This is a genomic window from Pseudomonas fluorescens, assembly GCF_900215245.1.
GTDB classification, from domain to species: Bacteria; Pseudomonadota; Gammaproteobacteria; order Pseudomonadales; family Pseudomonadaceae; genus Aquipseudomonas; species Aquipseudomonas fluorescens.
In genome coordinates this window covers 3,474,023-3,489,108 of record NZ_LT907842.1, presented here as the reverse complement: position 1 = coordinate 3,489,108, position 15,086 = coordinate 3,474,023, and the positions used below count along the sequence as shown (strand labels likewise).

The 15,086-nt window shown below is 61.9% G+C and carries 16 protein-coding genes and 1 pseudogene; 10 read left to right on the top strand and 7 right to left on the bottom strand.

The genetic code is table 11. From position 1 onward, the window contains the following. Window positions 1-13: 13 nt before the first annotated feature. The 4 genes from CPH89_RS16185 to CPH89_RS16170 form a co-directional block, all read right to left on the bottom strand. Complete coding sequence (locus CPH89_RS16185) at window positions 14-484, bottom strand: nuclear transport factor 2 family protein (protein ID WP_053254536.1); 471 nt, start codon at window positions 482-484, stop codon at window positions 14-16. 99 nt (window positions 485-583) lie between these two features. Beyond that, window positions 584-1,264, bottom strand: coding sequence for a DUF1120 domain-containing protein (locus CPH89_RS16180; protein WP_232005374.1), 681 nt, complete (start codon window positions 1,262-1,264; stop codon window positions 584-586). A 216-nt stretch (window positions 1,265-1,480) separates the two neighbouring features. Then, a complete protein-coding gene (locus tag CPH89_RS16175; protein WP_053254534.1) occupies window positions 1,481-2,116 on the bottom strand; it encodes a response regulator in 636 nt (211 codons plus the stop codon). 207 nt (window positions 2,117-2,323) lie between these two features. Further along, a complete protein-coding gene (locus CPH89_RS16170) occupies window positions 2,324-3,046 on the bottom strand; it encodes a response regulator (protein ID WP_232005372.1) in 723 nt (240 codons plus the stop codon). Between the two features lie 481 nt (window positions 3,047-3,527). On the opposite strand from CPH89_RS16170, the gene CPH89_RS16165 reads away from it, so the two are divergent. The 9 genes from CPH89_RS16165 to CPH89_RS16125 all read left to right on the top strand — a co-directional run bounded on the left by CPH89_RS16165 (window position 3,528) and on the right by CPH89_RS16125 (window position 11,931). Continuing rightward, window positions 3,528-4,199, top strand: a complete 672-nt coding sequence (locus CPH89_RS16165) for a DUF1120 domain-containing protein (protein ID WP_232005370.1) — start codon at window positions 3,528-3,530, stop codon at window positions 4,197-4,199. 28 nt (window positions 4,200-4,227) lie between these two features. Next, window positions 4,228-4,851, top strand: coding sequence for a DUF1120 domain-containing protein (locus tag CPH89_RS16160; protein WP_053254531.1), 624 nt, complete (start codon window positions 4,228-4,230; stop codon window positions 4,849-4,851). 33 nt (window positions 4,852-4,884) lie between these two features. Next, window positions 4,885-5,508 (top strand): DUF1120 domain-containing protein, encoded by a 624-nt coding sequence (locus CPH89_RS16155; RefSeq protein ID WP_053254530.1) that lies wholly within the window; start codon window positions 4,885-4,887, stop codon window positions 5,506-5,508. A gap of 85 nt (window positions 5,509-5,593) precedes the next feature. After that, entirely contained in the window at window positions 5,594-6,223 is a 630-nt protein-coding gene (locus CPH89_RS16150) for a DUF1120 domain-containing protein (RefSeq protein WP_053254529.1), read from the top strand. Window positions 6,224-6,225: 2 nt separating this feature from the next. Further along, complete coding sequence (locus tag CPH89_RS16145) at window positions 6,226-6,963, top strand: fimbria/pilus chaperone family protein (RefSeq protein WP_078827776.1); 738 nt, start codon at window positions 6,226-6,228, stop codon at window positions 6,961-6,963. Window positions 6,964-7,020: 57 nt separating this feature from the next. Then, on the top strand, window positions 7,021-9,474 hold the full coding sequence (locus CPH89_RS16140; RefSeq protein WP_081006331.1) for a fimbria/pilus outer membrane usher protein: 2,454 nt from the start codon (window positions 7,021-7,023) through the stop codon (window positions 9,472-9,474). Window positions 9,475-9,485: 11 nt separating this feature from the next. After that, a complete protein-coding gene (locus CPH89_RS16135; RefSeq protein WP_053254527.1) occupies window positions 9,486-10,616 on the top strand; it encodes a DUF1120 domain-containing protein in 1,131 nt (376 codons plus the stop codon). Window positions 10,617-10,625: 9 nt separating this feature from the next. Next, window positions 10,626-11,276, top strand: a complete 651-nt coding sequence (locus CPH89_RS16130) for a DUF1120 domain-containing protein (protein ID WP_053254526.1) — start codon at window positions 10,626-10,628, stop codon at window positions 11,274-11,276. 28 nt (window positions 11,277-11,304) lie between these two features. Continuing rightward, a complete protein-coding gene (locus CPH89_RS16125) occupies window positions 11,305-11,931 on the top strand; it encodes a DUF1120 domain-containing protein (RefSeq protein ID WP_053254525.1) in 627 nt (208 codons plus the stop codon). Window positions 11,932-11,933: 2 nt separating this feature from the next. On the opposite strand, the gene CPH89_RS16120 is transcribed toward CPH89_RS16125, so the two are convergent. After that, window positions 11,934-13,199 (bottom strand): CynX/NimT family MFS transporter, encoded by a 1,266-nt coding sequence (locus CPH89_RS16120; RefSeq protein WP_053254524.1) that lies wholly within the window; start codon window positions 13,197-13,199, stop codon window positions 11,934-11,936. After that, window positions 13,189-13,848 (bottom strand): FadR/GntR family transcriptional regulator, encoded by a 660-nt coding sequence (locus CPH89_RS16115; RefSeq protein WP_053254523.1) that lies wholly within the window; start codon window positions 13,846-13,848, stop codon window positions 13,189-13,191. The genes CPH89_RS16120 and CPH89_RS16115 overlap by 11 nt, the downstream gene beginning before the upstream one ends. A gap of 101 nt (window positions 13,849-13,949) precedes the next feature. Between CPH89_RS16115 and CPH89_RS30600 the strand changes: the two are divergent. Next, window positions 13,950-14,257: pseudogene (locus tag CPH89_RS30600) on the top strand (type II TA system antitoxin MqsA family protein); the annotation flags it as partial. A gap of 55 nt (window positions 14,258-14,312) precedes the next feature. Here the strand turns inward: CPH89_RS30600 and CPH89_RS16105 are convergent. Next, a complete protein-coding gene (locus CPH89_RS16105) occupies window positions 14,313-15,077 on the bottom strand; it encodes an amino acid ABC transporter ATP-binding protein (protein ID WP_003171943.1) in 765 nt (254 codons plus the stop codon). Window positions 15,078-15,086: the final 9 nt, after the last annotated feature.

Sequence of the window (15,086 nt, the reverse complement as noted above, 5' to 3'; positions counted from 1 at the left end):
AGCGCCAATCTTATCAACGACCCGCCTGAAATGCCTTCAAGCCTTTGAGCGCCTGGGCGCGCACCGCATTTTTCAGCGCCGGCGACCAGCCCAGCAGCAGCCCCTTGAGACCCAACGCCTGGCGCGACCAGCGCCACAGGTCGAAATGGTCGTGGTGCCCACAAATCTTGCCGTCGCGAAATATGAACCGCGCGCCGATGTCGTTGACCACCGTGTTGCCGGTGGCGCTGAACAGGTACGTCGCCACCCAATGTGCACTGCCCGTCGTTTCATCGCTGCGCACCGTGTCGAACGTCAGCGAAAAGGCCTTGGCGCGCGTGGTGAGCATGCGCCACATATCGCCGGCATCGCGCCCGCTCAGCTCACCAAACGCAGGGTCGCTGAACACCACATCATCGGTGTAGCACGCCACCATGGCTTCGGCATCCAGGCGTTGAAAGGCGCTGTAGAACTCGGTAATCAGGGCGTTGTGGGCATCACTCATGGGCAGGCTTCGCACGATGGTCAGGAGTGCTGAAAGATAGTCTGCACAGCAGAGGAAAGCCATGCCATTCGCCACGGGAATGAGTGATGCACGGTAGGGTTAGAGGTAATTGACTTCCACAGTGGCGCTACCGTCCATTGGGGTTTCTTCGGTCACTGGCAGATTTCTTCTTTCCGTGAGGGTGGTAAGCACCACCACGTCTGCGGTGAAGGCCATCACCGGTAAAGGCGTCATCTCGGCGCTACTGGAGTCTCTGACGGTGCGCATCCAGCCTGGCTGCCAAATCGTATTTGCATTGGCATCGAACCAGGGGCCCGTCACATTCACGGCCTCGATCAAAGCACCCGGCGCACCATCAGCAGTAGCATTGACCAGCTTCAGCTCATACCAACCGATCATTTTATCGTCACTGGTCAAGCCCAAGCCAAAGCGGCTCAGTGAGGATGACGGATCGGTCGGATAAGCTGGAATCGCAGTCCCTACGCGGTTATCGATGGCCTTGACCGCCATCAGCATCGGCGCATTACAGGTCACCTCCAACTGAACCGTTGCCTGTGGAAGGGCTTTATAGCCATAGGCGGGGAAATCCTGCAGCGCGATTTTCCCATGGTCCACTATCCCGCCATTGGACAAAGTGGGCGTACAGGCCGACGGGATGATTTTACCGACCACACTGAGGTCCACGTTTGATGCGGCCATTACAGTCGAAACAGCAGAAACACCGGCCAACAAAAATGCGCCAGCGATCATGACACGAGAAGGGTGCATATCAATGCTCACGTTCGGTCGATTAGTAACAGATTGAACAGCGCACAGAGCGATGTAAACAACCTGAAAGTTCGACTCAATTAATAGAGTTTAAAGGTAACGCCGCCACTGCACTAAGTGCAGAAGAACCCAGCCAAGTTATCGAAAACATTGCTCACACTAAATACAAGTAATACGAATCCCTGCCCTGGCGTTACTTATTAAACCACCGGCATAAACAGGGGTTTTCTACGGCACCATTCCGGCTGAGCGCGCATACGCGAACAAGTCCACATCCGTAGAAATACACAGCCGGCTCATGGCTGTACTTTTCTGTTTGCTGATCGTGGAAATACTGCGATTGACCCGTGCCGCAATCTGGCTGACGGTCATGCCGCTGGCGAGCATGCGCACCACTTCCCGTTCCTTGCCGGACAACTGCGGGGTTTGCGACAAGTCGCCTGTGCCGGCCTCGCTCAACTGCGCACGCAAACATTCGCTGGCAAACGTCTGGCCTTTGGTCACTGCCTGGATGGCCGAGGGCAACTCCTTGGCCGAGGCGTTCTTGGCGACAATGGCGCGCGCGCCTTGGGCAAAGGAAGCGCGCAGGGTGGCGATATTCGCGAACATGGTCACCAGAATCACCGGCATCAAGGGGTATTGGCGCTGTAACAGGCTCAGCAACGCATAGCCGTCAGCCTGACGCCCGCCCGGCATGGCGAAATCGGTCACCAGCACGTCACAGGGCGTGGTGCTCAACAGCACCAGCAAATCATCGGGGCCGCTGGCTTCGCCGACGACTTTGCACTTACCGCTCGCCTCAATCACCACCTTTTGCCCAATGCGCACAATGGGATGATCGTCGGCAATTATTACTCGAAGCATAAATACTCACGGATGATGGCAATATGATCGCGGCAAAATACCCCCGTCAGCGATCTTCAACAACCGCCCGGCAAACGCACTTTTCTGCCGCGCCCAATGCCCGGTAGAGGGTGAACTTAAACCTACAAAACAAAAGGAAAACACCCACATACAAAAGCTACATATCAGAAGAATAAATTCCTACAAATCCACTCGCCCGCTGAATGTTCACAGCGCGCTCAGGTACGCGAAGTAGCGTTCGATGTCTGCCTCAAACGCTTCCAGCCTATCCCGGTTCACCCCTGCTCCGTGGGCGCGGACCTGCTGGATCAATAAACCGCCCTGCGCCTCCAGGTCATCACAGCCTAAAAACGCCAGGCTTCCCAACAGACGGTGCAGCAGTTCCAGCGTGACCTGGGTGTGGCCGGTGATCCGCGCGTGGGCCAGCCCTGCGCAATCCTTGCGGGCTTCAAGCAAAAGCCTGCCCAACATCTGCTCCACCACCTCTGCGCTGCCGAAGGTGCGGATCATGTCCGCTCGCGTGGGCAAGGCCGTTGAAGCGCCAGGCGTGGCAGGTGAAACTTCATCCGGTGGCCCCGCGAGCCAGTACACAAGCACATCGCGTAGCTGCTCAAACGTCAGCGGCTTGAGCAACCAGGCATCCATCCCGGCATCGCGACAGCGCTGGGCATCGTAGGGCAACAGGGTGGCTGTGAGCGCGATGATCGGCACCCGCCGGTGGCCGTTCTGCTGCTCGTGCAGACGGATGGCACGGGCCAGCGCATAGCCATCCATAAAGGGCATATGGCAATCGCTGATCACCAGGTCGAAGCGCCGACGCGCAATGGCCGCCAAGCCTTCGCCACCGTGACCGACCAACTCGTGGCCGACCCCGAGCTTTTCCAGGAACCAACCCAGCAGCGCCCGATAGGCCGAATGGTCTTCCGCCACCAAAACCGCTCTGTGCCGCCAGTGATCCGGGGGGGAGAAATGCGAAGAGACATCGCTCGAAAGCACTCTCGCTCACCTTGTCGTTGTCGATGGTGCAGCGGCCCTGGCTCAGGAGCAAAGCCTGGGACTGAGTGAGGAGCGCTGACGCGACAGTCAAACAAAGGCAAGGCACCCTTGCAGTGCCAGAAAGAGCCCAAAGTGACCGCCATCGCAAAGCCAACCTAGCTTCTTTGCCACCCGCCTGGCGATACAACAACTACGAAACTGATAACTTGCCTACATTTTCCAGTTAACTATTCCGACACAAACGATAGCTTTTTCTCTGCTCGGCACCATTGTCGTAATTGTTGTATTTCCCCGCCGCCGCCCCCTCGCTAAATTGCTGCCCACTCTTATCAGGGTCAGCCTGCACCCCTCTCGGGCCACCCTGAAAACATGAAAAACCGCCTTGCACTCGTCGACAACGTCAGCGAGTGCCGCCATGGCATCACTCGACAATCTGGCCCGTACTGGAACTATTGAAATGAACAAGTCTTCCGCTCTGATAAGCACCGCCCTGTTGCTGATGAGTGTCTCAACCGTTTTTGCCGCGAGCAGCGTGGACCTCACCGTCAAGGGCCTGATTACGCCCAGCGCCTGCACCCCCAGCCTTTCAAGCGGCGGGGTCGTCGATCACGGAAAACTCGCCGCCAGGGATTTGAGCCCGACCGGCTGGACGATCATTGGCAATCACTTCCTGCAACTGGCGATCACCTGCGATGCACCCACCCTGCTGGCCCTGAAGGGCACGGACAACCAAGGCAACGCCCATGACCCGGCGAACACCTACGGCCTGGGTTTGGTGGGCGACAAAAAACTCGGGGATTTCTCCTTGACGCTCGCCAACGCGATGGCCGACGGCGCGACGATTTCCGCCATTCAATCCAGTGATCAGGGCCTCACCTGGGGGCGACTTGATTCGGACGAGGTTTGGCCCGTCGCTAACTTCGCCTCGTTTGGCGATCGCTCGACGGGCAGTTGGGCACCCATCGCCATCCAGCAAGTGACGGCAGACCTTCACGTGCAAAGCATGATCGCCCCCACGGCGGGGATGGACCTGACTGAAGAAGTCCCCCTCAACGGCTCCGCCACGGTTGAAGTGAAGTACTTGTAAACACCCCCCACTCACAGGATGTGACCCAATGTCTCGACCCCTCATCACCCTCGCCGCGACACTGTTGATTACCGGCGCCAGCCCCGTCCTGGCCGCCAGTAGTACGGACTTGAGCGTCAGCGGGATCATCACCCCGGCCTCTTGCACGCCGAGCTTGTCCGGTGGCGGCGTCGTCGACCATGGCAAATTGACGGCCAAGGACCTGAACCCGCAGAAACCCACCAGCCTGCAAGCCGCCGAGATGCTCCTGGAGGTGCAGTGTGAAGGGCCGACGTTTTTCACCCTGACCACCGTGGACAACCGCGCCGGCAGCTCGGCGATCAACCCCGCGCTGCATGGGCTGGGCATGGTCAACGATGACCAGCGGCTCGGCAGCGTGGCGTTCGGCCTGTTCGACCCGATCGCCGACAACACGCCGGTAGACGCCATCCTCTCCAATGACGGCGGCGCCACCTGGCGCCCCTCTGCGTACCTCGGCCACACCGGCATGACCTCGTTCGCTGCGCCCGGCGATGCCTATACGCCGATTGCCGTGCAAACCCTGAGCGCGCGGTTGCGGGCGTTCACCATGATCGCGCCCGCCAGCGACTTGACCTTACTTGACGAGGTGCCAATCGACGGCCTGGCCACCCTTCAACTCAAGTACTGGTAAGCCTTTTCTCTTACTCCACTCAGGAACAACATCATGAACATCGCCTTCAAATCACTTGCCACCACCGCGCTGCTGATTGCCAGTGCCCACACGTTCGCCGCCTCCAGCGTCGACCTGACCGTCAAAGGCCTGATTACCCCAAGCGCCTGTACCCCGGCGCTGTCCGGCGGTGGGACCGTGGACTATGGCAAGATTTCGGCCAAGGATCTGAAAGCCGACCAACAGACCTTTCTACCCACTCAAATAGTGCAATTCTCCGTCACCTGTGACGCTGCCACCCTGATGGCGATGGAGGCCAAGGACAACCGTGAAGGCTCCGACGCCAATAACGACTTCATGGAATTTGGTCTGGGCCTGATCAACGGCACGCAAAAACTTGGCGGCATGAGCTTACGGCTGTTGAGCTCAGTCGCCGATGGGGTGCCAGTCAGGACCGTTGGTTCCTACGACAACGGCGTCACTTGGGATTCCGAGAGCTACCTGATGCGCGGCAACCTCATCGCGCCGGCACCCACCGGTATCGATTTGCCGACCCCAGTCCAACAGTGGGCTGCAGACCTGAGGGTCATGCCTTTTATCGCCAAAACCAGCGGCCTTGACCTTACCAACGAAGCCCCCATCGACGGCTCGGTAACCCTCACCGTGCGCTACTTGTAACGGCAACCGACTCAAGCAACGGCAGGCCTTCGCGCCTGCCCTTGTCACGTCCACACACGATGAACAAGGCAGCCGGTCTCTCCCCATGAAGCACACCTTTTCACGCTTGCTTGGCCTGCTTTACCTGCTCGGCACCAGCGCGCTGGTAATGGCGGCGCCCAGCACCGAGTTGAACGTCACCGGCCTGATCACCCCCAATGCCTGTACGCCGACGTTGTCCGCCAATGGCATCGTCGACCACGGCAGGGTGCCAGCACGCAGTCTCAACCAGTACGAATTCACCACGCTGCCCACCCAGGCACTGGACCTGAATGTGAGCTGTAACCAGCCGGTGCTGTTCGTGCTGGTGGGCGTGGACAATCGCGCCGATTCCTCTGTGGGCCCGGGATTTTATTACGGGCTGGGCCACAACATGCATGTCCCCAGCGAACGGCTGGGCAGTGTTTCCCTGGCCCTTCGTGACGCGACGGGGGACGGCGAACGCGTACTGGTGCTGGCGTCCAGCAACCAGGGTGAAACCTGGTTCCCAGAATCCAATGCCTTCCCGAACAACTACATGGGCTTTGCCCGGCCAGGCACGCTGGTGCCCGAACCCCATCGCCTGCTGAACGCTACGTTGCACGTCAATACGTCCATCAACGCTGCCGCCTATTTGACCCTCGACCAGGAAGTGCCGATGGACGGCTCCATCGTGCTAGACCTGAGGTATTTGTAGCCATGACTGCCCTGCCCTTTTTCACCCGCGCGTTCATCCTTGCTCGCCTCACAGGTCTGTACCTCGGTGCGCTGACCTTGGCGGGCGGTGGCCCTGGCGTCGCACTGGCCGACGGCATGGTGCCTGACACCTCGGTGGTGATCGTCAACGAAGCTGAGGGTGAAGCCTCGGTCACCGTGACCAACACCGATGACAAGTTGGCCCTGCTGCATGTCACCCTTGAAGACATTCCCGAAGACACCGCGACGCTGCTGTTTGTCACCCCGCCGCTGGCCAGGGTCGAGCCCGGCAAAAGCCAACTCATCCGCTTCATCCTGCAATCACCCGAGCCGCTGACCACCCAACGCCTGAAGCGGGTGATCTTCGAAGGCATGCCCCAGGGCCGCTCGACAGCCCAGGCCGGGCACGCGCAGGTGGGGGTGACGGTGCGCCAGAATCTGCCGGTAATTGTGCACCCCAAAGGCCTGGCCCCCAATCGCACGCCCTGGACCGGGCTGGAGTGGCGCATCACGCGCGACCAATTGAGCGTGCACAACCCGAGCCCTTACGTGGTGCGCCTGTCCCAGGAGCTGCGGCTGCTGCCCGGCAGTGGTTCGGCGTTGCTGCCACGCACCTATGTACTACCGGGGGAAACCCTCACCGTGACGGCCTCCGGCTCCGGCGCCACCCGCGTACAGCTGCAACCGGCCACCGTGTACGGCTTTGCCGTAGCGCCTTACGAAGCACCGATCACCCTATAAAAAAGAGTGGCTTGCCAAGGCCACCCAATACTTGAGTACGACCTTGTGAGCACAGCAATGACTGAACGCGACGGCAACGCCATGCCTGGCGTTTTGCCCCCCCGCGCACGCCGGATCCTGACGAGTATGGCGCTGACCCTGAGCGGCGTACTACCGGCCGAGGCCGTGCTGGCGAATGACCTGATCGCCGGCGCGTTCGACCCCCAGACCCTGTCCCGGCGTGGCATCGACCCAGAGCTCGCCAACCTGCTGTTGCAGGCTCCGCGTTTCGCCGCGGGCCGGCATGCCGTCAACGTGACGGTCAACGGCCAGCGCCGAGGCCGAGTGGACGTGGAATTCGACCACCAGGGCGGCTTGTGTTTCAGCCGTGCCTTACTCGATACCGGCAACCTGATGGTGCCCGATGACGATGGGACGACCACCTGCCATCGTTTTATCGAACGCTACCCGCAAACGGTGATCGAGCAAGACCCGGCCACCCTGAACCTGGCCCTGGTGGTGCCCACCGATGCCCTGCGCCCGGCCCAGCAAGATATCTCCGGCTACCAGACCGGCGGCCAGGCCCTGCTGCTCAACTACGATTTGACCGGCCTGTACAACGAGTTCGGCGACAACAACAGCCGCTTCGGCTCGGCCAACACCGAGGTCGGCTTTAACGCCGGTGACTGGATCGTGCGCAGCCGGCAGGTCAAGACCTGGCAGGACAGCCGGTCGCGCACCACCCACCTGGACGCCTACGCCCAACGCACCTTTGCCGAACAGCAGGCGGTGCTGCAGGCCGGGCAAATCAGCCTCTACAACCCGGTGCTGGCCGGTACGCAGATTACCGGCGCCCAGGTACTGACCGAAACCGCGCTGCAAGACCAGAACCAGGGCGCAACCATCACCGGTATCGCCAACAGCCCGGCCCAGGTCGAGATCCGCCAAAACGGCGCGTTGATTCACTCCACCGTGGTGCCGGCCGGGCCGTTTTCCCTGAGCGATGTACGCCGCTTGAACAGCCGCTCCGATGTGGAAGTCACGGTCAAGGAAACCACGGGCGAAGAACGTCGTTTCAGCGTGCCCGCCGCGATGCTCGGCCTGGGCCTGCCGGCACCCGGCTATTCAGTGGCGGCCGGGCGCGTGCGGCAGATCGGCGACAGCGACGCCCGCGAGCCCTGGGTGGTCAGCGCGGGCTGGAGCGGCCCGCTGCACCCGCAACTCAGCCTCAGCGCCGGCGGGCTGATGGCAGACGCCTATCACTCAGCGGGTGCGAGCCTGGGCTGGTTGCCCTGGCCGGACAGCCAATTGCAGTTTTCCGCACAGGCAGCACAGGCCAGCCCCAAACAACAGGGGACCGAACGCGGCGTGCAGAGCGACCTGTCCTGGTCCCAGCGCTTGAGCGACAGCTGGGCGGTGAGCAGCGCAGGCTCCTGGCGCTCCCAGGGTTACCGCGACCTCGAAGATTCAACCTATGTCGGCAACAACAAGGACCAACAGCGTTCACGCTACCGCGACCAGCAGAGCCTGACCGCCTCCTGGGCGCATCCGGCGCTGGGTACGTTCAGCGCCGGCGTCTCGCGCACGGCCTCATACAACGGTGAAAGCAGCAGCCGGGCATTGGCCTCCTGGGGCACCAGCGTTGGCCGCGTGTCGCTATCGGCCAGTGCCGAATGGCAAGTCGGCGGGCGCCAGCAGAACGACAACAGCATTTACCTGAATATCAGTGTGCCGCTGGGTGAAACCCGCCGTGGGCGTGCCTGGGTGCGTAACACCGGAGGCGAGCACCGCCTCGGCATGGGGGTGAATGAACAACTCAACGATCAATTGAGCTATCGGGTGGGCGTGGAACGCGACAGCCGTGACCGTGAAGTGGAGTCATCCATCGGCGTATCGGCGCTGCCGTGGTACAGCCAGCTGGACTTCAACTACACCCGCAGCAACGACGAACGCGCCAGCTATCAAGGTGGCGCCCGCGGCGGCGTGGTGTTGCATGAGGACGGCCTGACCTTCTCGCCCTACCCGGTGCGCGACACGTTTGCGGTGGTGTCGGTGGGCGAGATGGCCGGGATCAAGGTCACAACCCCAAGCGGCCCGGTGTGGACCGACTGGCAAGGCCAGGCCGTGGCCTCGCAACTCAGCCCCTACAGCCGCAGCCCGGTCGAGGTACAAACGCGTTCGCTGCCGCGCAATGCCGAGATCCACAACGGCCTTGCCGTGCTTGCCGCCGGACGCGGTGCGGTCGACAAGGTGCAATTCGGCGTGGCGCTGACCCGTCGAGCGCTGCTCAACGTGACCACCGATACCGGCCAGCCATTGCCACGCGGTGCAACGGTGAGCAACGCCGAGGGCGAGTTCATCACCTTGGTGCAGGAAGGCAGCCGGGTGTTCCTGCCTGACGCGCTGCAACAGCGCACGTTATGGGTCAAACCCGCCGGGCAACCGCGTTGCCGACTGGACTTTGAGCTGCCGAAAAACGCCGACCCCGAGGTGTATTTCGAAACCGCCTCGGCCCAGTGCCGCCAGCCATGAGGACGTTCACCATGAGCGCTAAACACCTGTTGTACGCCCTGAGCCTGGTGCTGCTGAGCAGCGCTGCCTGGGGCGCCGAAGAATGCCAGCTCAACCTGAGCCAGGCGCAGTTGGACTTCGGCCTGATGAACCGCTCCGTGCCCTTCACCCTCGCACCCGAACGGTTGCTGGGCGAGCGGCGTTTAAGCCTCACGCTGAACTGCCCCCAGCCTACTGATATGAGCGTGTTTTATCGCGGGTTGGGCGCGGGGCCGGAGCGCTTTCGCTTTACCGAGCATGGCAGCTACCGGCTGCGTGTCAGCGACGCAGTGCTGGACGGTCAGGCGGTAGAGCTGGGCTTGATTGCAGGCCAGGGTCAGCCCCCTTCCACGATCAGCACTCAGTTGGCCTGGCAAGCAAGCCACGGGATTGTGCCGATGCGCGCAGGCATCGTTGTGACCGGGCGCAACCTGTCGCTGCAAATCGACGCCACCGCCTGGGCCAACGAGGACGCCGCGCGCGTGCGCGATGCGGTGACCTGGGACACCACCGGGCTGTTCGATGCGCTCGCCGCCGGACGCTCACGGGAGTTACGCCTGCAAGCGCACTTTGCGCCAGCGGCGTGTACACCCACGCTGTCCAACGGCGGCCATGTGGAGTTGGGCAAGCTGTCGGTGGGCGACCTGAATCTTGACCAGGAAACCGCCCTGGCCGCGCGGCCCTTGTCGCTCAGCGTGACCTGTGATGGGCCGACGGCCTTTGCCGTGCGCATGCAGGACAACCGCGAGGGCTCGGCCACCGGCACAGTTAGCGACAGCACTTACGGGCTGGGCCTGGACGCCCGCCAGCAGAAAATCGGCCGCTATCGGTTGCTGTTCGACCCCGCGCACATCACCGCCGACAGCTTCGCGCAAGTGTTCACAACCGACTCCGCCACCGGCGGGCTGCCCTGGAGCAGCGCCAGCACGGCCATCGCTGCCGTCGGCGCCAACCACTACCTGGGGTTCAGCACGGCATCCGGCAATACCAGCGGCCCCAGTGCCATTCAGAACCTCAACGCCACACTGAGCCTGGAAGCGGTCATCGCGCCACTCGGTTCGCTGGATTTGAGCAATGAGGTGCGGCTGGATGGCTCGGGCACCCTCGAAATCCACTACCTCTAGGAGCACACCATGAACGCCCTGCTGTTGCCTGCCCTCACGCTGACCTGGCTGGCCAGCCTACCCGCCGCCCACGCCGCCTCCACCGTCGAACTGACGGTCGGCGGGCTGATCACGCCCATGGCCTGCACTCCGGTGCTGTCTGGCGGCGGCTTGATCGACTTCGGCAAAATCGCCCAGAAGGACCTCAACCAAGCCACGGGCACGCGCTTACCGCTCAAGTCGCTGACCTTGACCGTCAGTTGCAACGCCCCCGGCCGTTTCGCCCTGCGCATGCGCGATAACCGTGACGGCACTGCCCACGTCAACAGCGAGATCTATTACGGGCTGGGGCTGGATAGCGCAGGCAACAAACTCGGCGTGTATTCGGTGAGCTTTGACCCCAAACAGACGGTGGCCGATGCCTTGCCGGTGACCTATGGCACCGAATCCACCACCGGCGGCCTGGCCTGGCGGACCTCCAACAACAACCCTATCGATATCGGCTCCAGGAGTTTGCTCGGGTTCACCGAGGTACAGGGCAGCACCGCCGGGCCCTCGGCGATTCAGCACCTGACCAGCACCTTGACCCTTGAAGCGGTGATCAACGCCAAGCAGAACCTGGACTTGAGTGTGGAGACGCCGATGGACGGCTCGGCCACGCTTGAAGTGATTTACCTGTAACCCTGCCCCTTGAAAACACGAGTACTCGATGAACACGTTTATCAACATGTCGATCGCCACGGTGATACTGACCGGCGCCAACCTCGCGGTGGCCGCGTCCAGCGTCGACCTGGCCGTCACCGGCCTGATTACCCCCAGTGCCTGCGCGCCCAGCCTGTCCAACGGTGGCCTGTCTGACCTGGGCAAGATTGCCGCCAAGGACCTCAACATTGACCAGCCGACCCAGCTGCCGGTACACAACCTGCAACTGGCGATCAGCTGCGAAGCGCCAACGCTGGTGGCACTGGAGCCCAAGGACAACCGCCTCGGTTCCGCTTACGGTGACAGCCTGGGAACGCGATTCGGCCTGGGGTTGGTCAACGACAAAAAGCTCGGTTATACGAGTCTGAACCTGGTGTCGATCCTGGCCGATGGTGTGCCAATGTTTCCCATCGGTTCGACCGAGGCTTCGACCTGGGCCCCCACGAGCCTGTTGTCGTACGCGTTCCTCACTTCGTTCACCGCCACGCGTGCGCTGCCGACCGTCCCGACACCGATCCAACAACTGAGCGCAGACGTGTTGATCACCCCGACCATCGCCCCGAGTAACACGCTGCCGTTGACTGAAGAAATCCCCATTGATGGCGCTGTGACCCTGACCCTGAAGTACCTGTGACGCTAGACCTTCTCACTGTTGACGCCCACATACAGCGCACGGCCGGCGCCTAACCCGGCGAGGATGGCGCCCACCCCGATCACCGCGAAGATCCAGCCCAGCGCCGTCCAGCCGCCGGTCCAGTCATGCACCAGGCCAACCGCCAACGGCCCGAGGGACGCCAACGTGTAGCCAACGCCCTGGGCCATGCTCGACAGGTTGGCGGCCACATGGGCATCGCGCGAGCGCAGCACGATCAAGGTCAGTGCCAGGCTGAAGGTGCCGCCCTGGCCAAGGCCGAGCAGGATCGCCCAGCCCCACAGGCCATCGAGTGGCGCATACAGGCAACCGAACAGGCCGCCCAGGGTCAGCAGCATCACCACCACGATCGCCAGGCGCTGGTCTTTGCCGCGGGTGGCCAGCCACGGCGCGGCAAGTGAGCTGGCCAGTTGCACAATGACCGAGCCGGACAGCACCAGCCCCGCCTGGGTCGCCGTAAGGCCACGGCCTATCAGTATCGACGGCAACCACCCGAACACGATGTACGCCAGGGATGATTGCAGGCCCATGTACACCGTCACCTGCCAGGCCAGTGGGTCACGCAGTAACCCCTTCACCCGATAAGCCACGTGATGGGCGCCATGCTTGTGCCTGACTTGCGGCAACCAGAACAGCGCCGCCACCAATGCTGGCAAAATCCAGAAGCCCAGGCCGATGTTCCAGCTGTCACCAAAGTAGCGACTCAACGGCACCGTGGCACCCGCCGCCAACGCCGCCCCCAGGCACAGCGCCATGGTGTATACGCCGGTCATAGCGCCCGCCTGTTTGGCGAAGTCGCGCTTGACGATACCCGGCAGCAACACGCCGATGATGCCAATGCTCGCACCGGCAATCAGGCTGCCGGCGAACAGGCCGACTTCACCCAAAGCGCTGCGCAGAATGATCCCGGCAGCCAACGTCAGCAGAATCCCCAACACCACTCGCTCGGCACCGAAGCGCCGCGCCAGGATCGGCGCCATCGGTGCGAACAGGCCCAGGCACAGCACCGGCAAGGTGGTCAGCAAACCGGCTTTGGCGGCGGACAGCCCCAGGCTTTGTGAGACTTCAGCCAGCAACGGCGACAGGCTCGACAACGCCGGGCGCAGGTTCAGCGCTACCAGGATCAGGCCCAGCAACAACAGCCACGGCCGCGCAACAACCGGCGCGGTGTGCTGTACCACATCGTCGTCGGCTTCTGCGTCGATCAGCAGTTCTTCGAGTTCGGTCGGGCGCTTGGCTTCAAGGTTCATTGATCAACTGCCGGCAAAGGGATTTGGCGCGTTCCGGGTCTTGTTGTTCCACGGCATCGAGCAAGGCTATATGCAGGTCGAACACGGCCTGGCGACGCGGTGAGATGTTCAGGGTCTGGCGCAACTGGGCGCCGACCACGGCGGAAAAATACTGGTACAGCTCACTCAATGAAGGGTTGTGGGCGGCATCGACCAAGTGTTTGTGGAACACCAGGTCGGCGCTGATATATGCCTCCAGATCACCGTGGTACAGCTCGGCGCTGGCCTTGAGTGCTGCGCGCAAAACGCGAAGGTCGGCCTCGGTACGCCGCAGCGCCGCCAGCCCAATGGCCTCCACTTCCAGAATCTGCCGAGTCTCCTGCGCCTGTTCCAGGGTGCAGTGGGACAGCGCGCGCATCGCCCCCAACGGGTCGGTCATCGAGCGCACGTAACTGCCGTCGCCCTGGCGGATGTCGATCAAGCCGGAAAACGCCAATACACGCATGGCTTCGCGCACGGTGTTGCGGCTGATACCCAACTCGGCGGACAACTCGGGCTCGGTGGGCAGGCGCTCGCCGATGGCCCATCGGCCTTCGGTGATGCGCCGGCGCAACTGTTCCAGGGCTTGGTCAACCAGCGAGCGTTTGATCAACGGAGCGATGTCTGTCATGGGATTTACGCTTTCGTCCAATCATAGGATGAATTTTCCTACAGCCTATTCGCAGTTACCTACGAAGGCAACGCACTAGGGCGCTCGGCAGGCAACCTGCTAACGCCGGTGATGAGTTGCTCCACGCCGCTCGACGGAGGGTCGGCGCCGAATTGAAGCGTATACGGCGCCCGCTGCACATGACGCAAAAAGAAACCGTGGCACTGCTGCCCGGTGGCGGGCACAACGCGTTTTCACGCTACGAGCGCGGCGAGATAGCGCCACCCAAGTCGCTGATGGTGCTGATGCGCCTGCTGGATCGCGATCCCATCTACTCGCGGACGCCAAGGCCTTGTCCGAAGGCGCAGACCTGCGCAACGCCTTCACCTGCACCATCAATAACCAAACACAAGAAGCGCTCAAAGCCTCCTGGACAGGCAAAAATAAACCCGGCACCAGGCCGGGTTTATCGTTTCAAACATCGATCAATGCAAAATCTGGCTCAAGAACAACTTGGTCCGATCATTCTGCGGGTTGTCGAAGAAGTCATTCGGCGCCGCCTGTTCGACGATTTCGCCTTTGTCCATGAAGATCACGCGGTTGGCCACGGTGCGGGCGAAGCCCATTTCGTGGGTCACGCACAACATGGTCATGCCGTCTTCGGCAAGGCCGATCATGGTGTCGAGTACCTCTTTCACCATTTCCGGGTCCAGCGCTGAAGTCGGTTCGTCGAACAGCATGATTTTCGGCTTCATGCACAGGGCGCGGGCAATCGCCACACGCTGTTGCTGGCCACCGGACAGTTGCCCCGGAAACTTGTGGGCCTGCTCCGGAATGCGCACACGCTCCAGGTAGTGCATGGCAATTTCTTCGGCCTTGCGCTTGGGCATTTTGCGCACCCACATCGGCGCCAGCGTGCAGTTCTGCAGGATAGTCAGGTGCGGAAACAGGTTGAAGTGCTGGAACACCATGCCAACTTCGCGGCGGATCGCTTCGATCTGCTTGAGGTCGTTGGTCAGTTCCACGCCGTCGACCACGATGCGCCCCTGCTGGTGCTCTTCCAGACGGTTGAGGCAGCGGATGGTGGTGGACTTGCCCGAACCCGACGGGCCGCACAGCACGATACGCTCGCCCTGCTTGACGTTGAGGTTGATGTCTTTCAACACGTGGAACTGGCCGTACCACTTGTTGACGCCCTGCATCTGGATAATGCCTTCAGGGCTCACAGGCTGTTTGATCGCTTCGCTCATAACAACAAC

Excerpts from the sequence above, each read along its gene's own strand:
- CPH89_RS16185 (WP_053254536.1), bottom strand. The coding sequence starts at position 484 with ATGAGTGATGCCCACAACGCCCTGATTACCGAGTTCTACAGCGCCTTT.
- CPH89_RS16175 (WP_053254534.1), bottom strand. The coding sequence starts at position 2,116 with ATGCTTCGAGTAATAATTGCCGACGATCATCCCATTGTGCGCATTGGG.
- CPH89_RS16130 (WP_053254526.1), top strand. The coding sequence starts at position 10,626 with ATGAACGCCCTGCTGTTGCCTGCCCTCACGCTGACCTGGCTGGCCAGC.
- CPH89_RS16165 (WP_232005370.1), top strand. The coding sequence starts at position 3,528 with ATGGCATCACTCGACAATCTGGCCCGTACTGGAACTATTGAAATGAAC.
- CPH89_RS16115 (WP_053254523.1), bottom strand. The coding sequence starts at position 13,848 with ATGACAGACATCGCTCCGTTGATCAAACGCTCGCTGGTTGACCAAGCC.
- CPH89_RS16145 (WP_078827776.1), top strand. The coding sequence starts at position 6,226 with ATGACTGCCCTGCCCTTTTTCACCCGCGCGTTCATCCTTGCTCGCCTC.
- CPH89_RS16155 (WP_053254530.1), top strand. The coding sequence starts at position 4,885 with ATGAACATCGCCTTCAAATCACTTGCCACCACCGCGCTGCTGATTGCC.
- CPH89_RS16120 (WP_053254524.1), bottom strand. The coding sequence starts at position 13,199 with ATGAACCTTGAAGCCAAGCGCCCGACCGAACTCGAAGAACTGCTGATC.
- CPH89_RS16105 (WP_003171943.1), bottom strand. The coding sequence starts at position 15,077 with ATGAGCGAAGCGATCAAACAGCCTGTGAGCCCTGAAGGCATTATCCAG.
- CPH89_RS16160 (WP_053254531.1), top strand. The coding sequence starts at position 4,228 with ATGTCTCGACCCCTCATCACCCTCGCCGCGACACTGTTGATTACCGGC.
- CPH89_RS16140 (WP_081006331.1), top strand. The coding sequence starts at position 7,021 with ATGACTGAACGCGACGGCAACGCCATGCCTGGCGTTTTGCCCCCCCGC.
- CPH89_RS16150 (WP_053254529.1), top strand. The coding sequence starts at position 5,594 with ATGAAGCACACCTTTTCACGCTTGCTTGGCCTGCTTTACCTGCTCGGC.
- CPH89_RS16125 (WP_053254525.1), top strand. The coding sequence starts at position 11,305 with ATGAACACGTTTATCAACATGTCGATCGCCACGGTGATACTGACCGGC.
- CPH89_RS16135 (WP_053254527.1), top strand. The coding sequence starts at position 9,486 with ATGAGCGCTAAACACCTGTTGTACGCCCTGAGCCTGGTGCTGCTGAGC.